This window comes from Pseudomonas sp. JQ170C, from assembly GCF_035581345.1.
Taxonomy (GTDB): domain Bacteria; phylum Pseudomonadota; class Gammaproteobacteria; order Pseudomonadales; family Pseudomonadaceae; genus Aquipseudomonas.
Map to the genome: position 1 here is coordinate 2389096 of NZ_CP141608.1, position 25899 is coordinate 2414994.

The following is a 25899-nucleotide window of genomic DNA, read 5'->3' on the forward strand; positions in this document are numbered from 1 at the left end:
GGGTGAAGCGGGGAAGGGGAGCAGGATCATTACCCGCTCCCCCATTGATCAACCTCGAACGAATGCGAGTAGATCGGCGTTGATGGTATCGGCGTGGGTGGTCGGCATGCCGTGTGGGTAGCCCGAGTAGGTTTTCAGCGTGCTGTTGTGCAACAGCTTGGCTGACAACAGCCCGGAGTTTTCGTAAGGCACGATCTGATCGTCATCACCATGCATCACCAGCACGGGGATCGTGATGCGTTTCAAGTCTTCGGTGAAGTCGGTCTGGGAGAAGGCCACGATCCCGTCATAGTGGGCCTTGGCGCAGCCCATCATGCCTTGGCGCCACCAGTTACGGATGATGCCCTCGGAGGGCTTTGCACCGGGGCGGTTGTAGCCATAGAAAGGCCCGGCTGGCACGTCGTGATAGAACTGCGCGCGGTTGGCTTGGAGCTGTGCCTGCAAGTCATCGAACACCGACTTTGGCAGGCCGCCAGGGTTGCCTGGGGTCTGAACCATCAACGGCGGCACGGCGCTGATAATGGCGGCTTTGGACACACGGTCTTCGCCGTGGCGGGCGATGTAATGAATGACTTCGCCACCGCCGGTGGAATGCCCCACATGCACGGCACCCCGCACGCCAAGATGATCGACCACGGCCGCGACGTCGTCGGCGTAGTGATCCATGTCGTGCCCGTCCCACACCTGGCTGGACCGCCCGTGGCCCCGCCGGTCGTATGCAACTACCCGGTAGCCGTTGGCCAGGAAAAACAGCAACTGCGCATCCCAGTCGTCGGAACTGAGCGGCCATCCGTGATGAAAGAAAATGACCTGGGCATCGCGCGGGCCCCAGTCCTTGTAAAAGATCTCAACACCGTCCTGCGTAGTGACATACCCCATGTTCGCATCTCCCGAATGAAATGGAGGCCATGACCAGGAGCGTGTCCCGATCGCGTCTTTTTTTGAACAAAGTGCAGCCCAGCCTGAAGTCAGCTTGAAGGTCATCGGTCTTTTTGGGTGGACTATGAGAATAGGCGAATTGGCGAAAGGTAGGAGCGGGCTTGCCCCGCGAGAGGCCGGTGCTGCTTTGCAGCCGATCAGCGGCTACAAACTGCAGGCCAGGCCGGAAATGTCACGAATTCGGATCGACGGTTTCAATTTCTCGACAGAGATCATTTGACTGAGCCAAAGAAAGCCCCGGCCTGAGCCGGGGGCTTTTGGATGCTGTGTGGATCTTAGGTGCGTGGAGCCAACTTTCCGAAGATAGGGTTATCCGACACCCACGATTCAAACCGCATACGCATGATAGTGCGTTGGATAAAGCTCAGCCGGCTATCACGCTCGAGGCTTGCATAGATCACACCACTTGGCAGGATGCCACGCTTGTAAGTCGTGAACTCAATGTGATCAAAGTCGGTGATCGCAACGTTAAACGCCATGCAGCCTTTGCCAGCGCTCGTGAAGGTGAGCATGCCTCTCTGCATATGCAGGTTCTCAGGGTTGAGTCCTACGCTGTTAGAGGTGGTTCTAACACCTTTCAGCTCGCAGAAGCCGTCCTTGAACCTCCAGTGATCCTCGCTCACAACGAAGTTGTCTTGTAGGCCCAGCGACTTGAGAACCTGGACGTCTTTGCCATCAAACGCCAATCGAACACCCGTATTGTTTTCGACTTGAGGCCGCTTGTTGATAACGAAGCCACCTTCCAACATGTCCAGGGTCATGGTCGCGTCGATAGGGTTGGCTTTCCCGCCATTGATGATTGCGACACTACCGGTAAAACGGTCATCGATAGGGTTACGGATGAAGCCCGTCACAACTTCGGCGATGAGCCAAAATCCGATAACAACCGAAGCCGCCTGCTTGAATGTACGCTTCTTGATCACTGTACTTGGGCCCTTGCTTGGCGGTTAAAACGAGCATCAACTTTGTCGACAAAAGGCGGGCTGACAAAAGCGAAAAAGACGAAAGTCAAGATCACGCCGATGTGTTCCCAGAGCATCTCGCCAGCCATTACTGCCAGAGAGCTAGTTGCTGGTAACAGTTGAGCGACATATGTCACTACATAGCAAAGTGGGTGTGCCAAAGCATAAGGAAAATAAAACATATCCTGCATTGCACCTTGAACCACTCCTCGCGCTTCTTCGTAGCCAATGCCGTCGACAAAGCCTGCAAGGATGAACGCGGGAGCCATTACCAGCACCATCAGCGCAAACCATAATACTCTATACAGCTGCCCCACTTGACCTCCTAGTCAGCAATGATGGCTAAATGATATCTTTGCGGATGAATCGTAAAGCCTTTCCACATAAAAGTCACTAAGACATACGGGCTAGAGCCTTGCAGTTCATGCTTAAAATATCCTAATGAGCATCAAGTGTTATGTGTCGTCGAATGCCGACAGCTAGAACATCAACTACCCCGATCCCCGGAAAATCAATTCTGCATCCTCAGCAGAGGGTTTGCTGTAAACAGATAATATCTATAAGCTGAATCGCCCCGGGTTTTCTAGACACCTTGCAAGCTCTTTGCGTAACGCTTTTCAAACTCTATCGGTGACAGCTGATTGTTGAAGCCATGCCTGCGTTTTGCGTTGTAGAACATCTCGATGTAATCGAACACATCACTACGAGCGTCATCCCGCGTGGTGTAGATTTTCCGCTTGATTCGCTCCCGTTTTAGAAGCTGGAAAAAGCTCTCGGCCACAGCATTGTCATGACAGTTGCCTCGGCGACTCATACTGGCAACCAAATTGTTTGCCCTCAAAAAACTGCGCCAATCGGAGCTACTGTACTGGCTGCCTTGGTCGGAGTGAACCATCACCTCCTGCTTCGGTTTTCGTCTCCACACCGCCATTAATAACGCATCAATGGCCAAATCACTGGTCATCTGCGGCTTCATTGACCAGCCAACGACCTGACGCGAAAACAGATCCAGCACCACAGCCAAATACAACCAGCCCTCATACGTACGAATGTAGGTGATGTCAGTGACCCAAACTTTGTTGGGCTCTACGACATCGAACTGGCGCTTCAGCAAATTGGGTGAGGCGACCGCTGGCTTACCGCCGTGCTTTCCAGGGCGTCGTCGATATCCTGTCTGAGAGCGCAGACCTTCGAGACGCATCAGCCTCGCCACACGATGCCGACCACAATCCTCACCAACCTCGCGCAGATCATCATGGATTTTGCGATAGCCATAAACTCCGCCGCTCTCAAACCATGAATGCTTGATCAAACCCAGCAATCGCTGGTCGTCTTTGGCGCGTGCAGATTGCGGCTCAGACAACCAGGCGTAATAACCACTGGGATGGACCTTCAGCGTCAGGCAAAGCCGTCGTATGGAATAGTCGCCCGCTCGCTGCTTGATAAAGGCGTACTTCAGCCGCACTCCTTGGCAAAGTACGCGGCGGCCTTTTTTAATATGTCTCGCTCTTCGGTGACCCGCTTGAGCTCCGCTCGCAGGCGACGCAGTTCAGCGTGCTGATCATCGTCCTGCTGCCGCTCTTCTTGAGGTTTGCTGTAGCGCTTTATCCAGGCATAGAGGCTATGTGTCGACACACCAAGACGTGCTGCCACATCAGCGACAGGCAGCTTCTTTTCAGTCACTTGATTGACCGCTTGGATTTTGAATTCTTCGGGGTAACGCGGGTTGCTCATGGAACCTCCTAATTGGCCTCAGTTTAAGGCAAAGAGGTGTCTACGAAACCCGGGGCGATTCAAGCCTCCATCGCGAGTGCGATAGCATAAATTGCAAAATCTACGACTGATCTTTTGTAGTACCCCTTCACGTGAGGCGCTGAACAGTTTCCGACATGCCAACACCCATTCGGCGTCCTTATAGCTGTCGGAGTGTTTGTCGTCACACGGCGTTGTCAGTGGCTCGTGGGCAGTGATAGCTTGCGACCATGATAAAACCTGTGTTCGATCATGACTTTTCACGCGTAACCCGTGAGCACTACATCACGGGCAAAGCTGCGGTCAACTTTCCCACTCCAGGTGTTACTACGGGAGGCTGGCATTTCATGTCGTACTGGAATCGTGATTCAGGTGTGTGCAAGGTCTCCCTCGCTGGCATCCATTTTCCGGAAACCACATCCTTCTTCGGTGACGATGGGATCGTGGATGTCACTCAGGTGCTGTCTGAGCGTGGCTGGCATGCTAAAGGGAAAGTCATCTGGATGGCTGATCACTTCAGAGCGGCAGCAGACATGGTCGTCCGATGGGCGATGAGTGAGTCGCGACACTGCAATGTTGATATGGATGACTGGTTCCCCGCTGAGGAAGATAGGCTGCGGTTTCTCAATCTCCTAGCCACCGCTTTGCCAGAACTTCAGGCACTGGGACAGTCAGAGAAAGTCGAGCGTTGGTTGCTTAGTCAGTGACTCAGGCAGGATTTCGGGGCGCTGACTTTGATGTAGCACCTACCATGGGTCTCAATGAAAATATCGGCGACTAAAACCCAGGTCTCATCCGAGAGCTCGTAACGCTTCGCCATCACCTCAATAAACCAAGCCGTCGGTCACCTACAGCCCTCCTTTTTCCCCAAGGGTTCAAACTGCGAGATGCGACTCTAAACGGAGGCGTATGACAATGAGTATCACCATACGAAGCGCGATGACCTTTTTCCTACTTACGGCATCGTGCATGACAGCGTTTGCAGACTCCTACGACGCTGTCGACGACGAATCTGGGTATGCCCAGACAGTCGGGAGAAATGGTTCACACTCGATGCATCCCAACGCGCCTATAGCAGCCGCGCAATTCGCTGACAATGACGCGTTTGGATATACCCAGATAGTCGGGAGAAATGGTTCACACTCGATGCATCCCAACGCACCTGTAACAGCCGAGCATTTCGCTGGTGATGACGTACAGGTGTTACAGCAAACTGGAGCTGAATAACCGGAGGCTCCCAGGAGCACCTGAGACCACCGCATGAGTGCTCGAAGCCCGCAGCCGCCAACGGCCATTGCTGGAGTGACAATCTTCCAGCATGGCACCCAACAATCCGGCCTTCGCGGGCTTCGATCACTCGAGGTTCAACGTCCAACGTCGGTCGCATTGGCGGTGCTCGCTGGCAAACGGGATTCAATCGTTTCCATCCAACTCGTGCATAGGCAATTGCCGGCTGTTTACCGTTGTATTTCCTGTGCGCGATCTGCGCAGCCAGAACGCGTTGTCTCCTACTGCTGATGTCAGCCCCTCGATAGAAGCCGCAATCAATCCCGAGCAATCTTGTCTTTTGCCAAGGCTTAGGGCAGGGTCGATTCCACTGACATCTCTGCCAAAGGAGTCACCCCATGTCAAAGCTGTATCCCAGTATCGATCCTGAGGGGCTGGTCGAGTACTCGGTGGTCTACACCGACCGCTCGCTCAACCACATGTCGCAGTCATTTCAAGGCGTGATGAAGAACATCTCCAGGACCCTGAAACAGGTCTACAACGCCCAGGCAGTTGCGGTGGTCCCGGGCAGCGGCACATTTGGCATGGAAGCGGTGGCGCGGCAGTTTGCCACCGACCAGCAATGCCTGGTGATACGCAACGGCTGGTTCAGTTATCGCTGGAGCCAGATCCTTGAGATGGGCAACATCCCGGCGGCCACCACGGTGCTCAAAGCCCGACCGGTGGAAACGGGCCGCCAGGCGGCCTACGCGCCACCCCCTCTGGACGAAGTGCTGGCAGCCATTGAGACTTCGAGGCCGCAGATCGTCTTCGCCCCCCACGTTGAAACTTCATCAGGAATTATCCTGCCCGACGACTACCTGCGGGCCGTCGGCGACGCCGTGCATGCGGTGGGTGGCCTGTTCGTGCTGGACTGCATCGCCTCAGGCACGCTGTGGGTTGATATGCACAAATGCGCAGTCGACCTGCTGATCAGCGCACCGCAGAAAGGCTGGAGCGCCTCACCTTGCTGCGCCCTGGTGATGTTCAGTGCGTTGGCCCTCGAGCGCATTGAGCAGACGCACAGCACCAGCTTCGCCTGCGACCTGAAAAAGTGGCTTCAGATCATGCAGGCCTACGAACAGGGCGGACACGCCTACCATGCGACCATGCCCAGCGATTCCCTCGCGCGATTTAACGACGTGATGAAAGAGACGCAGGCCTACGGTTTCGATAAGGTCCGTGGCGAGCAGCAGGCGCTGGGCGATAGGGTGCGCGCAATGTTGACCGGCAAAGGCATCAAAAGCGTGGCCGCAGCCGGCTTTCAGGCCCCTGGCGTCGTGGTGAGCTACACCGATGATGCCGACATCAAGAACGGCAAGAAATTTGCCGACCACGGCCTGCAGATCGCCGCCGGAGTGCCGTTGCAATGCGACGAGCCGGCCGACTTCCAGACCTTCCGCATCGGTCTGTTCGGGCTCGAAAAGCTGCGCAATATCGAGCGCACGGTCAGCACCCTCGAGCAGGCACTGGACGAGGTGATGGTGAGCTAAGCCTTCATCTGGCTAAAGCGGCCTAACGTGATTTTTGGGGCGATTCCGAAACCGGCAGCGAGGCGTCACCGACGATTCGTTTGACCAGCACAGCATGACCGCTGGCATCGTCACCGCGGGAAATGACCTGGATGACCGCCATGCGATCGCCGGAGCCGGCGATAAAGGTGCTGTTCAAGGTCTTGCCGCCGCCCAGGGTCGCCGTACTGTCGATTTGTCGTACACCCAGGCCGTTGCGGTTAAGGCGCGTTTCGCCGGTTTGTCGGAAGTCCGGCAGCCCGGCGCTCTGGCGGTCGACGAAACCACTGACGGCGCCGTCGAGGAAGGCGTCGTCGTTGTCGCCAGGGCGAGACGCTTCGGGGAGCGGTTTCTCGATCACCATGACCACGCGCTTTTCCTGCGCATTGGCATACAGGGTACCCACGGCGCCGGCACCTTCGCTGCTCTGTTCATCGGCGCTCAGGGGGCTGGCGTTGAAGCCTGCCGGCAGGGTGAAGCTGAACTTGCCGCCAAGCACCGCAACGTTTACCTCAGGTTGCGGCTTGGCGGCGGGTTTGTTGGCGGCATGCAGATTCGACAGCCCTAACAGGCCGACGACGGCCAGGGTCAGCGTCAGGGTTCTTTTGTTGAAAATCGACATACAGCCTCTCATCGGGCAGGGGTAGGGGGCATGGCAGGCTGGATATGCTCACATAAACCTGCCTGGTCGGTAAGCCCCGGGTTTCCCGTCGGCCAGACGGTCATGGCAGATCGCCTTGAGGGGACTATTGTTGCTTTTCCGGGCAACGACTACCAACGGAGGGCGGTGCCATGAACACGAGCGATTTACTTGAACAGTTACTTCGGGCCGGGCAGGGTTCGCAAGCGCAGCAAGGGGGCGGCGGCATGTCATCGCAAGGCGGCCTGGGCGATTTGGGCGGCTTGCTGGGCGGTCTGCTTGGTGGCGGCAGTGCAGCGGGTGGCGGTAGTGGCCTGGGTGGTTTACTGGGCGGCCTGTTGGGTGGCGCTGGCGGCAGCGGCGCTGGCGGCTCTACCCAGGGGCGCTCCGCGGGTGGCACCAATTATGCGGCCCTGGCGTCGTTGGGCATGATGGCGTTCCAGGCCTATCAAAGCTGGCAGCGCAGCCAGGCGGCGGCCCCGCAACAGGCGGTGCGTACGGTCGATCAATTGTCCGGCCCCGAGGCCGAGGATCACAGCCATGCAATCTTGCGTGCGCTGATCGCGGCAGCCAAGGCTGACGGTCGCATCGACAAGCAAGAAGAACAGTTGATCTACGCGGAAATCAAACGTCAAACCAGCGACCCGCAACTGCAGCAATGGCTGGATGAGGAAGTCAGCAAGCCACTCGATGCTGCCGAGGTGGCTCAGTCGGCCCAGGACCCGGCCATGGCCGCGGAAATGTACCTGGCCAGCGTGATGCTGGTGGATGACCAGCAGGACGCAGAGCGTGCCTACCTTGACGAACTGGCCGGCGCACTGCAAATCGATCCGGATTTGCAGGTGCATCTGGAACAGCAGGCCAAGGGCACCGCCTGACCGGGCTGAGATGCCTGCGCGCTTCAGCAATCTGAAGCCAGCGCAGGCAGGGCCCGGGAGAGTGCACGCACGCTCATCTCTGACGGGTTGCACGCCGAAACCTGAAAGGGGCATACGCCCAAACCCGCTTGGCATCGAATGGTAAATCGTTGGCACCCCCTGACAATTGCTCCGCCCCGCCTTCTGGCATGTTTGCCCGAAGACTGCCGACAGGCATCACGTCAATGTGCAAGGGTGGGGTATGACGAATAAGCAGGGTGACGGCGTAAGTCGCCGCAAGTTTCTGAGAAATGCCGGTGTGGTCGGTGCCGCAGGGGCGGCGATTTCGGCCGGGGCGGTGTCCGCTGGCATGGCCGTGGCCGCCGACACGCAAGGCGCCAAGTGCAGTGACTGCGATTACGATGTGGTGGTCATCGGCGGTGGTTTTGCCGGGGTGACGGCGGCGCGCGACAGCATGAAGAACGGCTACAAGACGCTGATTCTGGAAGCCCGCAACCGCCTCGGCGGGCGCACGTTCAGCAGTGAATTCGCGGGCCACAAGGTCGAGCTGGGCGGTACCTGGATCCACTGGACGCAGCCTTTCGTCTGGGCCGAAGTGCAGCGCTACGGCCTGAAACTCAAGGAAACCCCGGAGCCGTTTGCTGAAGAACAACAGACCGTGCGCATCATTCACGAAGGCAAGTCGGTCGAGCCGACGCTCGAGGAAATGATCGGCATCTCCAAGGCGGTCAAGGCTTACTTCGCCGATGCGCCCAAGCTCTGGGAACGCCCCTTCGACGCCAGGCACACGTGGGAGCAACTGCTGGCCGTCGATGGCATGACGGGCGCCGATCGCTTTGCCCAGTTGAAGCTCACACCGCTGGAGCGCAGTTTCGTCGATGCCTATGTTGCCGGTATCGCCCACACCACCAGCGACCGCACCTCGTACCTCGAAATCGCCCGCTGGTGGGCGCTGCCGGGGGGGAACATGACTGCGTTCGTCGATGCCTGCGGTCGCTACAGCTTCAAGGACGGCACCATCAGCCTGATCAACGCGATGATCGACGAGGGCAAGCCGCAGGTGCGCCTGTCCACGCCCGTGGCCAAAGTCCAGGAGCAGGGCAACCGGGTGTTGGTCACCACCGAGGGCGGAGAAGTGATTCGTGCCGCCGCGGTGATCGTGGCCGTGCCGATGAATGTGTTGCCGCGCATCGACTTCAGCCCGGCACTGGATCCGGCGCTGGTCCAGGCGGCGGCGGAGAAGCATACCGGCAGCGGGGTCAAGGTCTTCGTCCGCACCAAGGGCAAGCTCCCGGGGGAGGGCAAGCGCATTGGCGTGGCCGGCTCCAGTCATCCGATCAACCTATTGGCGACCTATGCGAAGGCGGACGATCACACGATTTTCGTCGGCTTCGGCGCCGATCCCGAGAAGCTCGACATTCAGGACCGGGACGCGGTGCAGGCGGCGGTCAGCACCTTTTATCCGGACCTGGAAGTCGAGTCGTGCTATGGCTACGAGTGGACGCTGGACCCGTATGCGCGCGGGACCTATTGCAGCTACAAGCCGAAGTGGCTGGGCAAGTACTACGACCACTTCCAGAAGGATCGCGGTCGGGTGGTGTTTGGCCAGGGGGACCATGGTGAAGGTTGGCGCGGCTTCATTGACGGCGCCATCAGTGCCGGCAGTCAGGCGGCGTTGCGCACGCATAAATTGTTGGGCTGAATGCTGTGCCGGCGGGGTGCGATGGCACCCGCCGGCTTTTTTTTGGTTCTTCACGGATTTACGGGTTTGATGTTCTTTGTGGCTTTGTGGCTTTTAGTGCTGCGGGCTTATCCGTTTGCCAAGGCGGCGCTGAGTCACCTTTGCGCCCTTACGGCGCCTTACTTTTTTTCAGTCGAAAAAAAAAGTAAGCAAAAAATTCTCGCCCCACCAGGGGCCCTGCGCTTCGCTCCGGGTCCCCTCACTCCGGTGTCGCTACGGGGTATCGCGGCCTACGACTTGCTTCGCCAAGTCTACGTCTCGCGACTTCGGCTATCGCCGAAGGTGCTTCGCACTCACCCCTCCACGACACCTACGCTCGGCCCTTCTGGTTAACGGGGCAGGTAGATCAAAAACAAGATCAAAAGCAAGATCAAAAGCAAGATCAAAAGCAAAAGAGCAAAAGAGCAGAAACAAAAGAGCGGTGCCTACTGATTCACCGGGGTCCAAAAGCAAGAGCGCAGCGAATTGTGCTCTTGATCTTGATCCACCGGCCCCGTTAACCAGAAGGGCCGAGCGTAGGTGTCGTGAAGGGGCTAGCGCGCAGCGCCTTCGGCGAATGCCGAAGTTGCGAAGCGTAGAGTTGCTTGCAACTCGTAGCTCGCAATGCCCCGTAGCGACACCGTAGCGAGGGGACCCGAAGCGAAGCGTAGGGCCCCTGGTGGGGCGAGAATTTTTTGCTTACTTTTTTTTTCGACTGAAAAAAAGTAAGCCGCCGTAAGGGCGGAAGGGGCCAGTGGCGTCACCCCACAAAATGGATAAGCTCACCATCACCATCACCATCACCACCCAAGCCAAACGTTCCCAACAATCCGTGAAGACCCTTTTTTTACGCATTGTTCTGCTGGCGGAACTCCCGCGGCGTCACCCCGACCCAGCGCCGGAAGGCCCGCGTGAAAGAGCTGGCTTCGTTGTAGCCCAACCGCTGGGCAATCGCAGTCAGGCTGTGCGAGGACTGGCGAACGAGGTCGATGGCCAGTGCCTGACGTATCTCCTCCACCAGCTCGGCAAACTCCACGCCTAGCTCCTGCAACCGCCGCTGAAGGGTCCGCTTGCTCATGCACAGGTGGCGGGCGACCTGATCAATACCAATCTGGCCGCTGCTGACATTGGCTTCAATCACCAGGCCGATGCGGGTGGTCAACTCGGTATCCGCCAGGCGCCGAAGGCGTTCTGCCTCCAGCCCCGGCAACAATGCCTGGAACAAACGCGGGTCGGCAGTCACCAGGGGTTGGTCGAGTATCTCTGCTGGCCAGACCATGACGTTGCCCGCCTGATCGAAGCGCAACGGACACTCGAACCCCGAGCGGTGCAGGCTGATGTCCGTCGGTTGCCCATGGGCAAAGTCGACACGCAGCGGCGCGAAACGCTCGCCAGTGACTTCGCGCAGCAGGGCGTACAGCGCTCCCAGCGCGAACTCGGCGTCCTGGCGCCGGTGCTGGACGCTGGGGTCGGTGACCTGATAGCTGATGTCCAGCCGACCGGCATTCAGGCGCCAGTCCAGTTCGCAGGCCTGGGCATGCACCACAAGAAAGCGGCTGGCGCAGGCGAGCATGGTGCGAACGTCCGGTGCGCTGCGGGCGATATGACCGACGCCGCCCATCAGGCTGGTATTGGCGGGGATGCCCAGTCGACGCAGGCCCATGCGCAAACCAAGGCTGGGGTCGCAGTGCTCTGCGGCGACTTCCAGCAGGGCGTTGTATTGGCTCAACGGGATCTTGGCGTCCGGCTGATGGAGTATCGCTTCGTCGAGGCCAACCGCCGCCAGGTAGGGGCGAAAAATGTCGGCGTGTCGCTGCAGCAAGGCTTCGGCATAAACGGTGTGTTTGAAGCGGGACATACACGTGCGCTCCTGACCCGACGGTTCGTTGTTGTTCACTTGAATTCAGCGTGTGCGCGCAACGGCGGCATGCAGACTTCGCCATCTCAATCCTAACAAGGTGAACCAGATTCCCACCCCCCTCTTTAAGTGGGGCACGGGAAAGAATGGCGCTGTATGAACAGTCTCTGGCACCCGCGGACAATTCGACGGGGCACGGGCCAGCCTAAGGTCTGGTCAGGCTGGCGAGGGTCATGCCGGCAACCCACAGCACTGGAGATCACTATGAGAAGCCTGTTGTCATGCCTGGCGTTGCTGGGCGTTCTGTTGGCCAGTCCGTTGACCCAGGCCGCTGCGCCGAACATTGTCGTCATCCTGTTCGACAACCTCGGATACGGCGAGCTGGGCGTCTATGGCGGTGGCGTGTTGCGCGGGGCCGAGACGCCGCGCATCGATCAGTTGGCCGCAGAAGGCATACGTTTCACCAATTTCAACGTCGAAGCGCAATGCACACCGTCACGGTCGGCGCTGATGACCGGGCGCTTTTCGATCCGCTCCGGGACGTACAAAATCCCGCGCCCCGGCCAGCCGGACGGCCTGACCCTGTGGGAAATCACGCTGCCGGAACTGCTGGCGGACCAGGGCTACGCCACGGGCATCTGGGGCAAGTGGCACCTGGGCAGCAGCGAAACACGCTTGCCGACCCATCAGGGCTTCGATGAGTGGTACGGCGTGCCACGTACCTACGACGAGTCCATGTGGTCGGCTTCCGACGAGGCCAGCGGCCTGATGCCGGCCATTGGTCACAAGCAGGGCTGGGATGAAACCCTGGCGCCAGCGCCATTCATTTACGAGGCGCGCAAGGGGGAGGCGGCACGTCCAGTCAAGAAGCTCGACCTCGATACCCGGCGTACCCTGGATGAAGAAATCACCACGCGAGCCACCGCGTTCATCAATCGCAACGCCCAGGCCGGCAAGCCGTTCTTTGCCTATGTGTCGTTCTCGCAACCGCACATGCCCACGCAACCCAATCCTGCCTTTGTCGGCAAAACCGGCAACGGCTCATGGGCGGATGTTCTTGCGGAAATCGACTCCCGCACCGGCCAGGTCCTCGATGCCCTGAAAGCGGCGGGTGTCGATCAGAACACCCTGGTGGTGCTGGCCAGCGACAACGGCGGCGAGGCCACCTATCCCTGGCAAGGGGCCAACGGCCCCTGGCGCGGCACCTACTTCACGGCCATGGAGGCGAGCCTGCGGGCGCCGTTCATCCTGCGTTGGCCCGGCCAAGTGGCGAGCGGCAAGGTCAGCAACGAGGTGGTTCACATCGTCGATCTCTACACCACCCTGGCCCATGCGGGCGGCGCACAGGTGCCCAGCGACCGCGCCGTGGACGGCGTCGATCAGCTGGCGTTCTTCACCGGTAAACAGCCGAACTCCAATCGCGAAGGCTTCCCGGCCTATGTCGCCGAGCGTCTGTCGGCGGTCAAGTGGCGCAACTGGAAGATGCACTTCTTTCTCCAGGACAACATGTACGATCCACCGCAGCAGCTACCGTTGCCGCGCTTGTACAACCTGCTCACCGACCTGCGCGAAGAGCACAACGTGGCGGCGGAAAATACCTGGGTGTTCCAGCCGATGATGAACATCATGGGGGCGTTCAAGGCGAGCCTGGCCAAGTACCCGCCCATCGAAAGCGGCACGCCTGATCCTTATTCCCCGGCACCCTGACGGCCGTGGCGATTGCGGGCGTCGATTGGCGCCCAATGGCAAAACTCTGGCGTTGGCCAGCGATTAGTCGATCCCCTCGAATGTCACCTTAGGTTCACCACCAATCGGTTCGGGGAACCTCAAGATGCATTACCTGTTTCAAACACTGGCCGGCGTCTCGCTACTGGCGCTCAGTCATGCCATTCAGGCCGCCGACTGCGATGCCGGCGCCGGGCAACAAGCCTTTCAGACCAAGTGCGCAGCTTGCCATGCCCTCGATGCTGATCACGTCGGTCCGCGTCTGGCGGGCGTGGTGGATCGCCCTATCGGGTCGGTGCCGGGCTTCAAATACTCAAAAGACCTGGCAGGAGCGAACAGCACCTGGTCGGTCGAGCAGCTCGATCGCTGGCTGTCTTCCCCGGCAAAAATGTTCCCTGATACGGCAATGGCCTTTGGGGGGCTGCGCAATGCCAATGAGCGCCAGGCCGTGCTGTGTTTTCTGCAAGAGCAGAGGTGAGCCGACCTAGTGGTCAGCCGCAAAAATAGCGTCAAGCGGTGTAGGGTATGGAAAGGGTCTGGGAGAAGGATTTGATGCGTTCTGGTTTGGTCTCCAGCGCCCTCAGGCGTGGGGCTTCAGGCTTGCGATCATGTTTCTTTCTTGAACTACTGTTTGCGGATCAAAGGTGGTGTTGCGTTCTTTACTAAAGTGCTCCATGACGAATATCTGCGCCTCGCACAATTCGATCAAATTGCTTTTTAGTACCTCGACTTGAGACTGGATCGCATTCCTGACCCGTCCATCACTTATCTCGGTGGTTGTTATCAGGCAGTGAATGACGCTTTGCAACGACTTCATGTTTCTCTGCACTGCTGAATACGACGATATATACCTTTCATAGATGAACGTCTGCTTCGGAGTGAGTTCTGAAAGGCGCACTGCAATATTCTTGGGAAGGTCGTCTAATGCATAGGTAAAGCTTGCGTATTCACCTGCTCTGTACGCATCAATTATGGTGTTCAAACCCTTAAGATCACTGGCAAGGCCTAAATTTTTGGTGCTGAAGATTCGCCATAGTGATTCCTTTTTTGCTTTGGTCTCAAGCAGCCGGGCGACGTGGTAGTGAATCCAGATCAACGCAATTGAAAAGATGAAAGGGATGCATAGCTTTAGCGTATCGTCCCAGGTCAGCATCTTTTTATTCCTATTGGGAATTAACAGATTCAATATGGGTTTTGCCGTTTGAATAAAGCCTAGAAGAAACGTGTCTGAAGGCAAGATCGGCACAGCGATGCGAAGTAGGAGCGGGCTTGCCCCGCGATAGCAATATCGCCGATACATCGTATCGCGGGGCAAGCCCGCTCCTACGGGTTCGTTTGTGACCCAAGGCGGGCGTTCATGTCGGTTAGAAGTCGTATTTCAGGCTTGCCATGATGTTGCGGGGCTCGCCGTAGAAGGTCGAGGCGTAGCTGCCCATGCCGCTGAAGTATTTGCGGTCGGTCAGGTTGTTGAGGTTGAGGTTGCCACGCAGGTTGTTGCTGAAGTCATACGCCGTCATCAGCCCGACGAGGGTGTAGGGCTTCTGCTCGAAATGGGCGTCGAGGGTGTTGGTGCCGAACCCCAAGGTGGTGTCGTAGTAGACCTTGCTCTGCCAGGAGACATTGCCGCCAACGGTCATGCGGTTGAGGGCACCCGGCAGCCGGTAGGTGGTGGCCAGGCGGGCGATCTGCTCGGGCTGGGTGGTGCTGACCTTGTTGCCGTCCTTGTCTTCGGAGTGGCGGTAGGTGTAGCCGCCATGCACGTTCCAGTCGGGCATCAGTTCGCCGGAGACCTCAACCTCGAAACCGCGGGTCGAGACCCCGGAAGCAGCACGGTAGGCGGTGGCGTTGGGCACATCCAGGCGCAGGCCATCGGCTTCGGCGACGTTGTCCTGCTCCGATGCGAACAGTGCAAGGCTTGCGTTCAGGCGGCCCTCGTAATACTCGCCCTTGATCCCCAGCTCATAGCTTTCACCCGTCAGCGGGTCGATCGGCGTGCCGTTGCGGTCCGGGTTGAAGGGCTGTGGCTTGAAGATGTCGGCATAGCTGGCATAGAGGGTGTGGTGTTCATCCACATCGTAAGTGATGCCGGCATAGGGGGTGACCACGCCACTGTCGCGGGTGTTGTAGTGCACGTTCGGGTTGGGCAGCGGCGGGATGACCCCGTCCTGGTCCCAGTAGTGGTCGGTCACCCGGGTACCGAGGATCACGTTGAGGTCATCGGTAGGCTTGAATATCGCGGCGGCATAGGCGGCCCGCTCCCTGGCCACGGTGTCGTAGGGCACGGTGTACAACGGCGCCTCCGGTTTGACGGGGTCGTGGTTCCAGTTGAAGAAGTCGTCGACCCGGTAGCTGCCGAACGAGATGGTCGCCGATTCGTTCTCGTTACGCGCCCAGTTGACCCCCATCACCATCTCATGGGTACGGCCGAACAGCTGGAATGGCCCGTTGGCATAGGCCGCGAAGTCGAGCTCTTTGGAGGTCGAGTGGTATTTGCTGGTAAACGCGTTGGCCGAGTGGTCCACGGCGTTGATCTGGCCGTTGACCGACGAGGTCAGGTTGTCGACGTCGTAGCGGCGGAAGTTGGCTTCCAGCTTGACCAGCCAGTCGTTCTGCAGATGGTGTTCGATGCTGGTGAAGAAGCGCTGGGTCTCGGTGTCGCTGTAAGCCCACTTGGCACCGGAGTTGGTCGAGCGCGACGGCTTGACGGTGGCACCGTTGGAGTAGAACGCCGGCAGGTTGGAGTTGGTCGAGCCATCGGCGTGACCTTTCTGGTAGTCCAGGCCGAAGGCGAGGGTGGTGCTGTCGTTCAGATCGGCTTCGACAATGCCGTAGAAGATGTGGTCCTCTCGGCGCAGGTAGTCGATGTAGCTGTTCTCCTCCTGCGTGGCGGCGACCATGCGGCCGCGCAGGTGCTTGCTGTCACTCAGTGGCCCGGACAGGTCCAGTTCACTGCGGTACTGGTCCCAGGTGCCGGCGCCAGCGGTGACGTGCCCCTGGAATTCGCTGGTCGGGCGCTTGCGGACGAAGTTGACCACGCCCGAGGGAAAACCGGTGCCATTGAGCAGGCCGGCCGAACCGCGCAGTACCTCGATGCGGTCGTAGATGGCGGTGCCGATCAATCCGTAGTTGTCGCGTAACGGCGCATTGGTGCTGAGGCTGGGCAGGCCATCGAACTGGAAATTGGTGATTTCAAAGCCGCGGGCATAGAAGGAGTTGACCTCGGTGTTGTCCTGGCTGACCGTCACGCCGGGTGTCTGGTTGAGCACGTCGGCGATGTTCAACAGCCCCTGGTCCTCGATTTGCTGGCGGGTGATCACGCTGACCGATTGCGGGGTGTGACGCAGGGACAGGTTCATCTTGGTCGCGGTGCTGGTTGCGCCGGTGGTGTAGGAGCCGGTCCCTTCGGTGGTAGTTCCCAACCCGGTACCGGAGATAGTGGTTTCGCCCAGCTCCAGCGCATTGCCCTGGCTCGCGGCCACTTCCAGCACATAGTTGTTGCCTGCCTTGACGGCCCTCAGGCCACTACCGGCCAGTAGACGCGCCAGGCCTTCATCGACGGAGTAGGGCCCGTTGAGCCCGGCGCTGCGCTTGCCGGCGGTCAACTGGGCATCGGCCGAGAGCAGGATGTTGGCCGCCCGGGCAAATTGGTTCAACGCCTGATCAAGGCTGCCGTTGGCAATGCTGTAGGTGTGCATCTGTTCGCTGGATGCCGCGAGGGCCTGCGGAGCCTGGGTGCCGAGCAACAACGGTGCGCCAACCAGCACGCTGGCAAACAGGACAGGGTGAAGCCTTCGGTTCAGGCGGGAGCGGGGGGAAGTGGGCAGATACGGCATTCAATAAGGTCCTCTTGAGAATGCGTCTTTATTGAGTTCAAGAGGTATCCCGGACGAGCGCTCGAATCCTACAAGGGGCAACCGATTTTTTTTGCGGCGCTATCCAGGCAGTACGGTCACCCAGTAACGGGTGGCACGGTGGACCTTCACCGGCAGTGATTGCTGCAGAGCCGTCAAGACGCGATCGGTATCGGCCAGGGGGAACACACCGGTCAGCGGCAGCAGGGCAATGCTCGGGTCGCAACGAAGCACGCCGGGGCGATGACGGGACAGCTGCTCCAGGAATTTCCCCAGTGGCATGCGTTCGGCCACAAGGCGACCGTCCTGCCAGGCGATGCTGTTGGCATCGGCGACCGAGAGCGCGCCCAGGTGTGTGGATGAAAACCAGCGACGCTGCCCTGCGGCAAGGCGTGTGGTTGGGGCATGCCGAGGGCGCAGTTCCAGCGCGCCCTCGAACAACTCGACCTGGCTGCCGCCGTCGTGTTGATACACGCAGAAGCGGGTGCCAAGCGCCTGGATTTCTCCGGCCGTGGTTTCCACGATCAAGGGGCGCCGGGCGGCATCATGGCCACTGTCCAGCAGTATTTCGCCGTCGAGCAAGCGGATGCGCCGCTCAGTGTCGCTGAAGGCAATGTCTACGGCACTGCCGCTGTTGAGGCTCATGCGGCTGCCGTCGGGCAGGGTGCGGTGCAGGGTTTGCCCCGTGCCCGTGCGCACATCGGCCCATGCCTCCCGCCAGAACGGCTGAGCTTGCACAAGGTAGCCGCTGCCACCGGTCACCAGCACCAGGCTGAGCAACTTGAGAACCTGGCGCCGTTTTGCATCGGGCATGTCGCGCAGGACCGTTCGCACGGTATCGCCAGGCACACACGCCAGCGTGCTTTGCATCTGCTCCAGTCGCTGCCAGGCGCGACGATGTTCGGGGTCGGCTGCCTGCCATTCGGCGAAGCGACGCTGTTGCTCTTCGTCCAGCTCGCCACCCCATAGCAGCATCAGCCAATGACTGGCCTGCTCGACGACGGCGGGCGCGATGGGGCCTTCGTTAACGTGGGTCATTCGGCGTAAAGCACCTGATAGCTGGCGGTGATGGCGCGCACCATGTACTTCTGCACCGCACTGACACTGACCTGCAGGCGCTCGGCGATCTGCGGATAGGTCAACCCCTCGAACTGCGACAGCAGGAAGGCCTCGCGCACCTTGGCGGGCATGCTGTCGAGCATGGCGTCGATCTGCATCAGGGTTTCGATGACCAAGGCGCGTGTCTCCAGTGAAGGTGTTTGCGGTTCCGGTCGGGCGGCGAGGCTCTCCAGGTACGCCTGCTCGATACGCTGGCGGCGCCACTGGTCGATCACCAGGTTGCGCGCGATCTGCGTGAGAAAACGTCGCCCGTCTCCACGTTCGGGCAGGCGTTGGCTCACCAGCAGGCGCAGGAAAGTATCCTGGGCGATATCGGCAGCCTGCTCGCGGTTGCCCAGGCGCCCACGCAGCCAGTTACGCAGCCAGCCATGATGAGTGCGGTAAAGGGTATCGAGCAGGTGAAGCGAGGCGTCCGATGGCACCGGCCTTTCCTATGAATGATTTGCAGATGAGAATTTGTCTCGATTGTAGAGCGGTCTGCCGGCTTTGGGAACACCCGCGTGGGCTGCGAAGCGCTCGCTAGAGCCCCGCCTTGCCCTTGAGCTCCGCCTCCTGCCACACCCCGCTCAGCGGTCCGCCCGGCAACCCTTCATTGGCGCGCTCCAGCGTAAAGACCACCGGAATGAACCCGGCCTCCCGTACCAATCGAGCCCCCACCTCCCGGGCTTTGGCGTCGTCCGCAAAAATCGGCAGGGCCTTGCCGCTGCCGGACTGATCTTTCATGGCGCCATAGCCGAGGGCATTGAACGCCCGCACCAGGTGCACACCGGGCAGATACTGCCGGTCAGCCAGTGCAACACCCGTCTCCAGCGCCGAGCGCCCGACTTCACCGTCGCGACCACTGAAGGGATTGCTGGTGCTCAACACGACCTTGCCGTCCAGCTTGCCCTTGAGCTGTTCGGCCAGGGTCGGCATCGCGCCGTAGGGCACGCTGATCACTATCACCTCGCCCCATGTCGCGGCTTCGCTCACCGAGCCGGCCTTGGCATTGGGGCCGGCGCTGCTGACCAGTTCCGTGAGCGTCTCGGGATGTCGCGACGAAAACATCACGGCGTGCCCAGCCTTGGCCCACAGTGTGCCCAGCGTACCGCCGACCTTCCCGGCACCGATCACGCCGATCCTGAGGGAGTCGGCCATGGCTTGGCCGGTGCACAGCACCAGGCCGGCGATCATCAGCAAAAGGATTCTGGCCATGTGCTGCGCTCCTGATTGAACGGTTGAGTAGTCACCGTAGTAGAGCCAGCCGTTGAAAGAAAGGCGTGTGCCGTTGCCGCCGCGCGTTCACCGGGTGTGCGAGTGTTCGGGGTGGCCTGTGTCGCACATCTATTCATCCGGCAGCGCATTTTCTCTTCTACGCTGTTACTGGTTATCCGCTGCGCAGGGCGTTGCGGGTGTCACTTGCCGAGTCGGTAACCCGTTGGGTGTCAGGGCGCCAACGTTCCGTTCTGCCGTTTCTCCCAGAGGACTATCGTCATGTCTGCCTGCCTCTACCGGGCGATCCTACTCACTATCGCCATGTTCGCGCTCTCGGGTTGTTCCGATGAGGATTCGCAGGCCAAGCCATCGGCCGCGGCGCCCGCATCGGCCACTCCGGCCGCTCCCGTTACTCCAGCCGCGCCAGCCGCTCCGGTCACACCGGTCACGCCACCTGCGCCGAGCGAGGCGGTGTTCAGCACCGAACAGCTTGATCAGATGCTGGCACCCTTGGCGTTATATCCGGATGCGTTGCTGGCGCAGGTGCTGATGGCCACCACTTATCCGGGCAATGTCGCCGACGCCGTTGCCTGGTCCAAGGCGCATCCGAAGGCCAGCGGTGATGCCGCCGTCAAGCAGGTCGCCGACCAGCCCTGGGACCCCAGCGTGCAGTCGCTGGTGGCGTTTCCGCAGGTGCTCGCCACCCTCGGCCAGGACCCGGTGTGGGTGCAGCGAGTCGGCGATGCGTTTCTGGCCCAGCCCGACGCGGTCATGAATTCGGTGCAGCGCCTGCGCGCCAAGGCCAAGGCCGCCGGCCACCTGGAGTCGAACGAGCAGCAGACCGTCATCGTGCAACCGGCAAGCGCCCCCGCGGGCGGTACGACCACGGTGGTGCAAGGGGCCGCGCCGGCACAAACCATCGTGATCCAGCCGACCAATCCGCAGGTCGTGTACGTCCCGAGCTACAACCCCACTGTGGTGTATGGCAGCTGGCCCTATCCGGCCTCGCCACCGGCGTATTACCCGCCGTCGCCGGGTTATGCCATCGGCACGGCGTTGGCCACCGGCCTGGCATTCGGCGCTGGCGTCGCCATCGTCAACTCGCTGTGGGGGGATTGCGACTGGGGGCACAATGACGTCGATATCGACGTCAATCGCTACAACAACATCAACGTCAACCGCAGGATCGATGCCAATCAGAACAACTGGCAGCACAATCCGCAGTATCGCAACGGCGTACCGTACCGCGACCAGGCCAGCCGAACCCAATTCGACCGACGCTTGCCCGGCAGCGAACAGCGCACCGCCTTGCGGGGTGACACGCCAGCCCGTGTCGCAGACCGCCAGCGTGCCCGGGAAAGCCTCGCGCAGCGTGGCATCGAAGCACCGGCCACCAGTAACCTCGAGGCCCGCCAGCGTGTGCAGAGTGCCGACCGCGAGCGCGCCCAGCAAAGCCTGGAGCAACGCGGCATCGGCCAGTCCGGTAGCGCACGCGAGCGTGCCCAGGTTGCCGACCGCCAACTGAAAAATGACGGTCAGGCCCGCCAGCGTGCGCAGGCGACCCAGCAGAATCGCCAGAACAAGCCGTCAGCGCACAACAACCAGCAGGTGCGCAAGCAGGTGCGTCAGCAACATGCTGGTGCCCAGGCGCCGCGCAACAATGCGTTGGCCGGTGCGCGTGATCCTGCGCAATCACGCCTCGCGAGTAATCGCGGACAGGTCAGCCGCCAGAGCTTCAGCCGACCCTCCGGGGCGTCTGCGGGCCACGCGGTGCAACGACCGGTACGGATGCAATCCCACGGTGGCGGCCGTCGCCGTTGAGAGGAGAGTCAGTCATGAATGCTGCAGGTCGATGTGCACTGGTTCTGCTCCTGTTCTGGACATCCGGCAGTTTTGCTCAGCAACACTTCCCAAGCGCGGAGGACGCCGGCGCGGCGCTGGTGCAGGCTCTTGGCAGCGAGAGTAGCGAAAGCCAAGCGCTGGCGAAGCTGCTCGGCAACGACTGGAAGAGCTACATCCCAACCGAGCACGTCGACCGCGAAGATGTCGACGCCTTTCTGGCCCTCTACAAGGAAAAGCATCTGATTCAGCCCGACAGCCCGGATCGTGCGCACCTGGTCGTCGGCGAAACAGCCTGGGTGTTCCCGATTCCCATCAAGCACGTTGCCAGCGGCTGGACATTCGACACCAAGGTCGGTGCCGAAGAAATCCGCCTGCGCCGCATCGGCCGTAACGAACTGGCAACCATTCAAGCGGTGCGTGCCTATCACGACGCGCAGATGGATTACGCCGAGGTTGATCGCAACAACGATGGGGTTCTGGAGTACGCGCAGAAGTTCATCAGCAGCGACGGGCAGTTCGATGGCCTGTACTGGCCTGAAGAGGAGGGCATCGAGGAAAGCCCCCTCGGGCCGCTGTTCGGCGATGTCGCGATTGGCGACGACTGGCACGGCTATCACTACCGCATCCTCACCGCCCAAGGCCCCTCGGCACCCGGCGGCGCCTATGACTACAAGATCGACGGACGCATGACCCGCGGCTTTGCCGTGATCGCCTGGCCGACGAAGTACGGAGACACCGGCGTGATGAGCTTCATGATCAGCCACGACGGTGAAGTATTCGAGAAAGACCTCGGCCGAGACAGCACCAAAAAGGCTGCAGCCATTACCCGTTTCGACCCCGATAGCAGTTGGATCGAAGTCAAGGACGAGGACGACGCGCCCTGAACCAGGCGGCCCTGCAACTCGACTGTAACCCGAGATCGCCGCCTTTCTGGACGGCTGGATTGAGAGCGTCCGTTTCGACCGCAGCAGCCGGACGGTGCCTTGGGCACGGCCCAGAGCAAGAGAGATATCCATGCCATTGGTTCGCATCGACATCAGAAAACATCCCGACCCCGAGCACATCCAGAAACTGGGCCGGATCGTGTACCAGGCCATGAGGGACACGATCAACGTCCCAGACCATGACAACTTCCAGATACTCACCGAGCACGACGGCAACCGGCTGGTGAACGATCCCGAATACCTGGGTATCCGGCGTTCGGAGGGTCAGGTGTTCATCCAGATCACGCTCAACGAAGGCCGCACGACCGAGCAAAAGAAAATGCTCTACCAGACCATCGCCAAGGGCTTCAATGAGGCGGCGGGCGTGCGCATGGAAGACGTCTTCATCAGCCTGGTGGAGGTCAAGCGGGAGAACTGGTCATTCGGCAACGGCATTGCCCAGTACGCCGAGTAACCCGCCTCGCGTTGACCGTCATCGCCTGCTGTGCCTCTGCCCACAACGCCGTCGGTGTATAGAGGCCCAGTGGGAGCGGGCTTGCCCCGCGATTCTGGCGATCGGCAATGTCTGCCATGCTGCCGTGAGTCTGTCGCGAAGGGCCACAATTCCAGTTGGGAAAATGAGTACTCCGCCGCCAGGCCACCCATGCCCAACCCGAACTAACCTTTAGAACGTGACTTCGGCGACCTCTTCAGGATGTGACATGAAGCGCTTATGGCCTCTGCCGCTCGATTTGCGCGCACTCATACTCTTTTTTGTTCTGCTGTCAGTGCTTGCCACGCTCTGCAACAGCTTTATCGTCGCCTACCGGGTCCAGCGCGATGCGCTGATTCATTCGACGCTCGAATCCAATAACGCTTATGCCGCCAAGCTGGCATCGAGCATTGGCGCGTTTCTTCAGTCGGCCCAGGGGCGAATGAAATACAGCGCGGATGTCCTGGCTGCTCATTGGAATGAACCGCAAGCGCTTCGTGCTGAGGCAAATCGTTTGCAACGCCAGGATGCGGACCTGAATGCCATTGCCATAATCGACGCCAGTGGCAGGGTTCTCCAGACGGCACCGGAGGTCTTGAAAACCGAGGGTTCAACGCCGGATTCAACGACCCTGCAGCAGGCCCTCAGGGAGCACAGCCCCTTGGTCAGCTCGGCTTATACAGCGGCATCCGGCCATTTGGTCATCTTCATTTCTCAGCCCATCGTCACGGCATCGGGCCAGTTTCTCGGCGTGATCGGTGCCTCCGTCTATCTCACGCAGGAGAGCGCCTTACATACAGTGATCAGCAGGCACTTCCACCACGAAGGCACCTTCGTGTTCGTGACCGACGGGAGCGGGCGGCTGCTGTATCACCCCGACCAGCAGCGAATCGGCGAAATCCTCGGTCGAAGCAGTGCAGTGGATGCGGCTTTGCGGGGCGAGACCGGGTCAATGACTGTTCCAGACGACAAAGGGGGGCAGTTGCTGGCCGGCTACGCACAGGTACCGGATGCCAATTGGGCCGTGATAGCCATGCAATCTCGGGAGCGAACGCTCGCCCCTCTCACCCCCCTGATGGAGCACATCATCATGGGAATGATTCCGGCAGGCATCGTAGGGTTAGGGTTGATCCTGGCCGGCACTGTTCTGATCGCACGGCCGCTTCGCCAGCTATCGATCGCCGCGACTCAGTTGATGGCGCCGGAAACCGAGACCCGATTGCTGCGCGTACACGTCTGGTACCGCGATGCCTCTGCTATCCGACGGGCCCTACTCAGCGGCTTCAAACTCCTGCAGCAAAAGCTTGGCCATCTCAGTCATGAAGCGCAGAGTGATGCGCTGACGGGGCTTGCGAATCGAAGGGCTATGGGGGGGCTTCTCGACATGTTGACGCAGACGGAACAGCCATACGCCGTACTCTCGCTCGATATAGATCACTTCAAGCGCATAAACGATACCTTTGGCCACGACACGGGTGATATCGCGATCAAGCATGTTGCCGAGGTCTTGAAAAGCAATTCGAGGATCAACGATCTGGCCTGTCGTGTCGGCGGCGAAGAGTTTGTCCTGGTTATGCCAGATACGTCTAAAGCCATCGCGATCATCATCGCGGAACGAATCAGGGAAAACATAGCGAGTAGCGATGTGCCTACGGTAGGCAAGCTGACGCTGTCCCTTGGGGTGGCTTGTCGAGAGGAGGCATTGACGTCCGTGGCGGTTTTGAAACTGGCCGATGAGAGGCTTTACCTGGCCAAGCAGGGCGGGCGAAACCGAGTGGTGGCGTCCTAGACCGCTGTCTATGTGCTCCCTGGGGCGTCAGCCCGTGATCAGCCAGAAACGGGCGTTGGCGTTCAGACGCTTACAGGCCCTTGAGGTGAAAGCTCAGGTCGCCCGTGAACTCCAGCAGGGAGTAATCGCGAAAGCAAAAACGCCACGCCTGGTGGACGCGCTCGAATTCGTCGTGGTAACGGCCCGCAGCGATTGGCTGAAGAGCGAGTTCGGTGGTTTGCTGGAGGACGGTGTAGCAGGAACGTATCGTCGCCTTGCCGGAGGTTTCATCGACTTCGATGATCGGATTGGTGATGACATGCTTTGTGCGCGGAGTCCCGCATGGATAGATTTTTACGTGTTGCTTCCAGAGCCGCAGCAGGTCAGCGGCATCAAGAAAGTCTTCGCGGCTCTGGACTTTGATACGTGCATGTCGAAAGAGCGCTGCGGCACCTTCCAGGTCACCTGCGTCCATGCTCTCGGCGTAGCGGTAGAGCAGATTGGTAATTTCAATGGCGCTATTGCTCATTACTCACCCTTTCTCACGAATGGCCGCTTGGCCTGATGGACCGTGGGACCCGATTGGGCGCCTGGTACGAACACCAAGAAATCATCGCCAACAAGGGGAAATGAGACATCGTCCTTATGGAGGGTCCTCTAGCGTGTTTCGAGTGAGTTGCCTCGCCGATGCATAAAGGCTCTGTGGGAGCGGGCTTGCCCCGCGATTGCGATCTGTCTGTCAGATTGTCTCGCGGGGCAAGCCCGCTCCCACAGCAAGCCCGTTTGTGTCTGGCGACAGGGAAGGTCAGGAACGGGTTTTGCCTTCTTGGCGCGGTCTATTCGGATTTCACCGCTTGTTTTTCATCCTCATCCAGAATCATCGCCGCCAGCTCCAGCGTTCCGCGGCCTCCACGGCGTAGGCAGGCAATCAGCGACAACCAGGGGATGTCCGTGATGCGTACCTGTGAGCCCGGTATTGCGCGAACTTCGCCAGCGGTTCCCCCGGCAGGACCGCCGTCAGGCAAATAGACCAATAGCCAATCACCGCGGCTCTCCAGCACCAGGCCGAAACGAAAACCCTCACCCTCACTGATCATTCCCACCCGGGCACCTTCGATGTCATCCAGGCCGGCGAAACGGGCGGTGGCGTCCTTTAGCAGTTGGTAACCCGGCAGGTTGCCCAGCAGCCGATTTTCCAGCGTGCCCAGGGCCCGCGAGGCTATTGCAGTCTTGGCGAGCAAACCCGCGAGAAAGCAAACAAGCCCCAGGAGGATCACCGTGGCCAGTGTCACTGACGTCACACCGGCAACGCTGAAACCACTGAACCACGGCACCACTTTCTGCACGGGACCGCTGAGTAAGTGGATGGCCTTTTCGATAAGGATGAACACCAACACCAGCGGCAGTATCAGCAGTAATCCGCCGGCAATCGTGGTCTTGATGAAGCTGAACATGAGG

Annotated in this window: 23 protein-coding genes; 10 read left to right on the forward strand and 13 right to left on the reverse strand. The window is 59.9% G+C overall.

All coding sequences use genetic code 11. The features are described 5' to 3' along the window. Positions 1 to 48: 48 nt before the first annotated feature. The 4 genes from U9R80_RS11170 to U9R80_RS11185 form a co-directional block, all read right to left on the reverse strand. The gene (locus U9R80_RS11170) at positions 49 to 879 is read right to left on the reverse strand and encodes an alpha/beta fold hydrolase (protein ID WP_301839565.1); all 831 of its coding nucleotides are present in this window, start codon (positions 877 to 879) and stop codon (positions 49 to 51) included. Between the two features lie 335 nt (positions 880 to 1214). After that, on the reverse strand, positions 1215 to 1862 hold the full coding sequence (locus U9R80_RS11175) for a hypothetical protein (protein ID WP_301839562.1): 648 nt from the start codon (positions 1860 to 1862) through the stop codon (positions 1215 to 1217). Next, positions 1859 to 2218, reverse strand: a complete 360-nt coding sequence (locus U9R80_RS11180) for a hypothetical protein (RefSeq protein WP_301839561.1) — start codon at positions 2216 to 2218, stop codon at positions 1859 to 1861. The genes U9R80_RS11175 and U9R80_RS11180 overlap by 4 nt, the downstream gene beginning before the upstream one ends. A 266-nt stretch (positions 2219 to 2484) precedes the next feature. Further along, positions 2485 to 3635, reverse strand: a protein-coding gene (locus U9R80_RS11185; protein WP_301843448.1) for an IS3 family transposase whose coding sequence is annotated in 2 segments (ribosomal slippage) — positions 2485 to 3398 and positions 3398 to 3635 — 1152 coding nt in all. Because the reading frame shifts where the segments join, the coding sequence is not laid out codon by codon here. Positions 3636 to 3883: 248 nt separating this feature from the next. Here U9R80_RS11185 and U9R80_RS11190 point away from each other — a divergent pair. After that, complete coding sequence (locus tag U9R80_RS11190; protein ID WP_301843427.1) at positions 3884 to 4360, forward strand: hypothetical protein; 477 nt, start codon at positions 3884 to 3886, stop codon at positions 4358 to 4360. Positions 4361 to 5278: 918 nt separating this feature from the next. Further along, on the forward strand, positions 5279 to 6412 hold the full coding sequence (locus tag U9R80_RS11195) for an aminotransferase class V-fold PLP-dependent enzyme (RefSeq protein ID WP_301843428.1): 1134 nt from the start codon (positions 5279 to 5281) through the stop codon (positions 6410 to 6412). A 22-nt stretch (positions 6413 to 6434) separates the two neighbouring features. Here U9R80_RS11195 and U9R80_RS11200 read toward each other — a convergent pair whose 3' ends face one another. Then, positions 6435 to 7052, reverse strand: coding sequence for a hypothetical protein (locus U9R80_RS11200; protein ID WP_301843429.1), 618 nt, complete (start codon positions 7050 to 7052; stop codon positions 6435 to 6437). Between the two features lie 170 nt (positions 7053 to 7222). Here U9R80_RS11200 and U9R80_RS11205 point away from each other — a divergent pair, with 170 nt between their 5' ends. Together U9R80_RS11205 and U9R80_RS11210 are read left to right on the forward strand one after the other, a co-directional pair. Continuing rightward, a complete protein-coding gene (locus U9R80_RS11205; protein ID WP_301843430.1) occupies positions 7223 to 7948 on the forward strand; it encodes a tellurite resistance TerB family protein in 726 nt (241 codons plus the stop codon). Between the two features lie 241 nt (positions 7949 to 8189). Beyond that, positions 8190 to 9650 carry a flavin monoamine oxidase family protein gene (locus U9R80_RS11210; protein ID WP_301843431.1) on the forward strand — a complete coding sequence of 487 codons (1461 nt, stop codon included), beginning with the start codon at positions 8190 to 8192 and terminating at the stop codon, positions 9648 to 9650. A gap of 865 nt (positions 9651 to 10515) precedes the next feature. On the opposite strand, the gene qhpR is transcribed toward U9R80_RS11210, so the two are convergent. Further along, positions 10516 to 11526 carry an AraC-like transcriptional regulator QhpR gene (gene qhpR / locus U9R80_RS11215; RefSeq protein WP_301840430.1) on the reverse strand — a complete coding sequence of 337 codons (1011 nt, stop codon included), beginning with the start codon at positions 11524 to 11526 and terminating at the stop codon, positions 10516 to 10518. A 264-nt stretch (positions 11527 to 11790) separates the two neighbouring features. Between qhpR and U9R80_RS11220 the strand changes: the two genes are divergently transcribed. Further along, positions 11791 to 13233: an arylsulfatase gene (locus U9R80_RS11220; protein ID WP_301840431.1), complete on the forward strand. Its 1443-nt coding sequence runs from the start codon at positions 11791 to 11793 to the stop codon at positions 13231 to 13233. A 124-nt stretch (positions 13234 to 13357) separates the two neighbouring features. Continuing rightward, entirely contained in the window at positions 13358 to 13729 is a 372-nt protein-coding gene (locus U9R80_RS11225) for a c-type cytochrome (RefSeq protein ID WP_301840432.1), read from the forward strand. 102 nt (positions 13730 to 13831) lie between these two features. On the opposite strand, the gene U9R80_RS11230 is transcribed toward U9R80_RS11225, so the two are convergent. From U9R80_RS11230 to U9R80_RS11250, 5 genes are all read right to left on the reverse strand, one after another. Continuing rightward, the gene (locus tag U9R80_RS11230) at positions 13832 to 14404 is read right to left on the reverse strand and encodes a hypothetical protein (protein ID WP_301840433.1); all 573 of its coding nucleotides are present in this window, start codon (positions 14402 to 14404) and stop codon (positions 13832 to 13834) included. Between the two features lie 211 nt (positions 14405 to 14615). Beyond that, on the reverse strand, positions 14616 to 17084 hold the full coding sequence (locus U9R80_RS11235) for a TonB-dependent siderophore receptor (RefSeq protein WP_301840434.1): 2469 nt from the start codon (positions 17082 to 17084) through the stop codon (positions 14616 to 14618). 99 nt (positions 17085 to 17183) lie between these two features. Beyond that, complete coding sequence (locus U9R80_RS11240; protein WP_301840435.1) at positions 17184 to 18140, reverse strand: FecR domain-containing protein; 957 nt, start codon at positions 18138 to 18140, stop codon at positions 17184 to 17186. Beyond that, complete coding sequence (locus U9R80_RS11245; RefSeq protein ID WP_301840436.1) at positions 18137 to 18643, reverse strand: sigma-70 family RNA polymerase sigma factor; 507 nt, start codon at positions 18641 to 18643, stop codon at positions 18137 to 18139. Before U9R80_RS11245 ends, U9R80_RS11240 begins: the two co-directional genes overlap by 4 nt. 97 nt (positions 18644 to 18740) lie before the next feature. Then, complete coding sequence (locus U9R80_RS11250) at positions 18741 to 19415, reverse strand: NADPH-dependent F420 reductase (protein ID WP_301840437.1); 675 nt, start codon at positions 19413 to 19415, stop codon at positions 18741 to 18743. A gap of 279 nt (positions 19416 to 19694) precedes the next feature. Between U9R80_RS11250 and U9R80_RS11255 the strand changes: the two genes are divergently transcribed. From U9R80_RS11255 to U9R80_RS11270, 4 genes are all read left to right on the forward strand, one after another. Next, on the forward strand, positions 19695 to 21236 hold the full coding sequence (locus tag U9R80_RS11255) for a DUF3300 domain-containing protein (protein WP_301840438.1): 1542 nt from the start codon (positions 19695 to 19697) through the stop codon (positions 21234 to 21236). A 14-nt stretch (positions 21237 to 21250) separates the two neighbouring features. Then, on the forward strand, positions 21251 to 22141 hold the full coding sequence (locus U9R80_RS11260) for a DUF2950 domain-containing protein (RefSeq protein WP_301840439.1): 891 nt from the start codon (positions 21251 to 21253) through the stop codon (positions 22139 to 22141). Positions 22142 to 22271: 130 nt separating this feature from the next. Next, complete coding sequence (locus U9R80_RS11265; protein ID WP_301840440.1) at positions 22272 to 22655, forward strand: tautomerase family protein; 384 nt, start codon at positions 22272 to 22274, stop codon at positions 22653 to 22655. A gap of 247 nt (positions 22656 to 22902) precedes the next feature. Beyond that, positions 22903 to 24462, forward strand: a complete 1560-nt coding sequence (locus tag U9R80_RS11270) for a diguanylate cyclase (protein WP_301840443.1) — start codon at positions 22903 to 22905, stop codon at positions 24460 to 24462. 70 nt (positions 24463 to 24532) lie between these two features. Here the strand turns inward: U9R80_RS11270 and U9R80_RS11275 are convergent, their stop codons facing one another. Next, entirely contained in the window at positions 24533 to 24970 is a 438-nt protein-coding gene (locus U9R80_RS11275; RefSeq protein ID WP_301840447.1) for a nuclear transport factor 2 family protein, read from the reverse strand. Between the two features lie 307 nt (positions 24971 to 25277). Beyond that, complete coding sequence (locus tag U9R80_RS11280; protein WP_301840449.1) at positions 25278 to 25895, reverse strand: hypothetical protein; 618 nt, start codon at positions 25893 to 25895, stop codon at positions 25278 to 25280. Between the last annotated feature and the right edge of the window lie 4 nt (positions 25896 to 25899).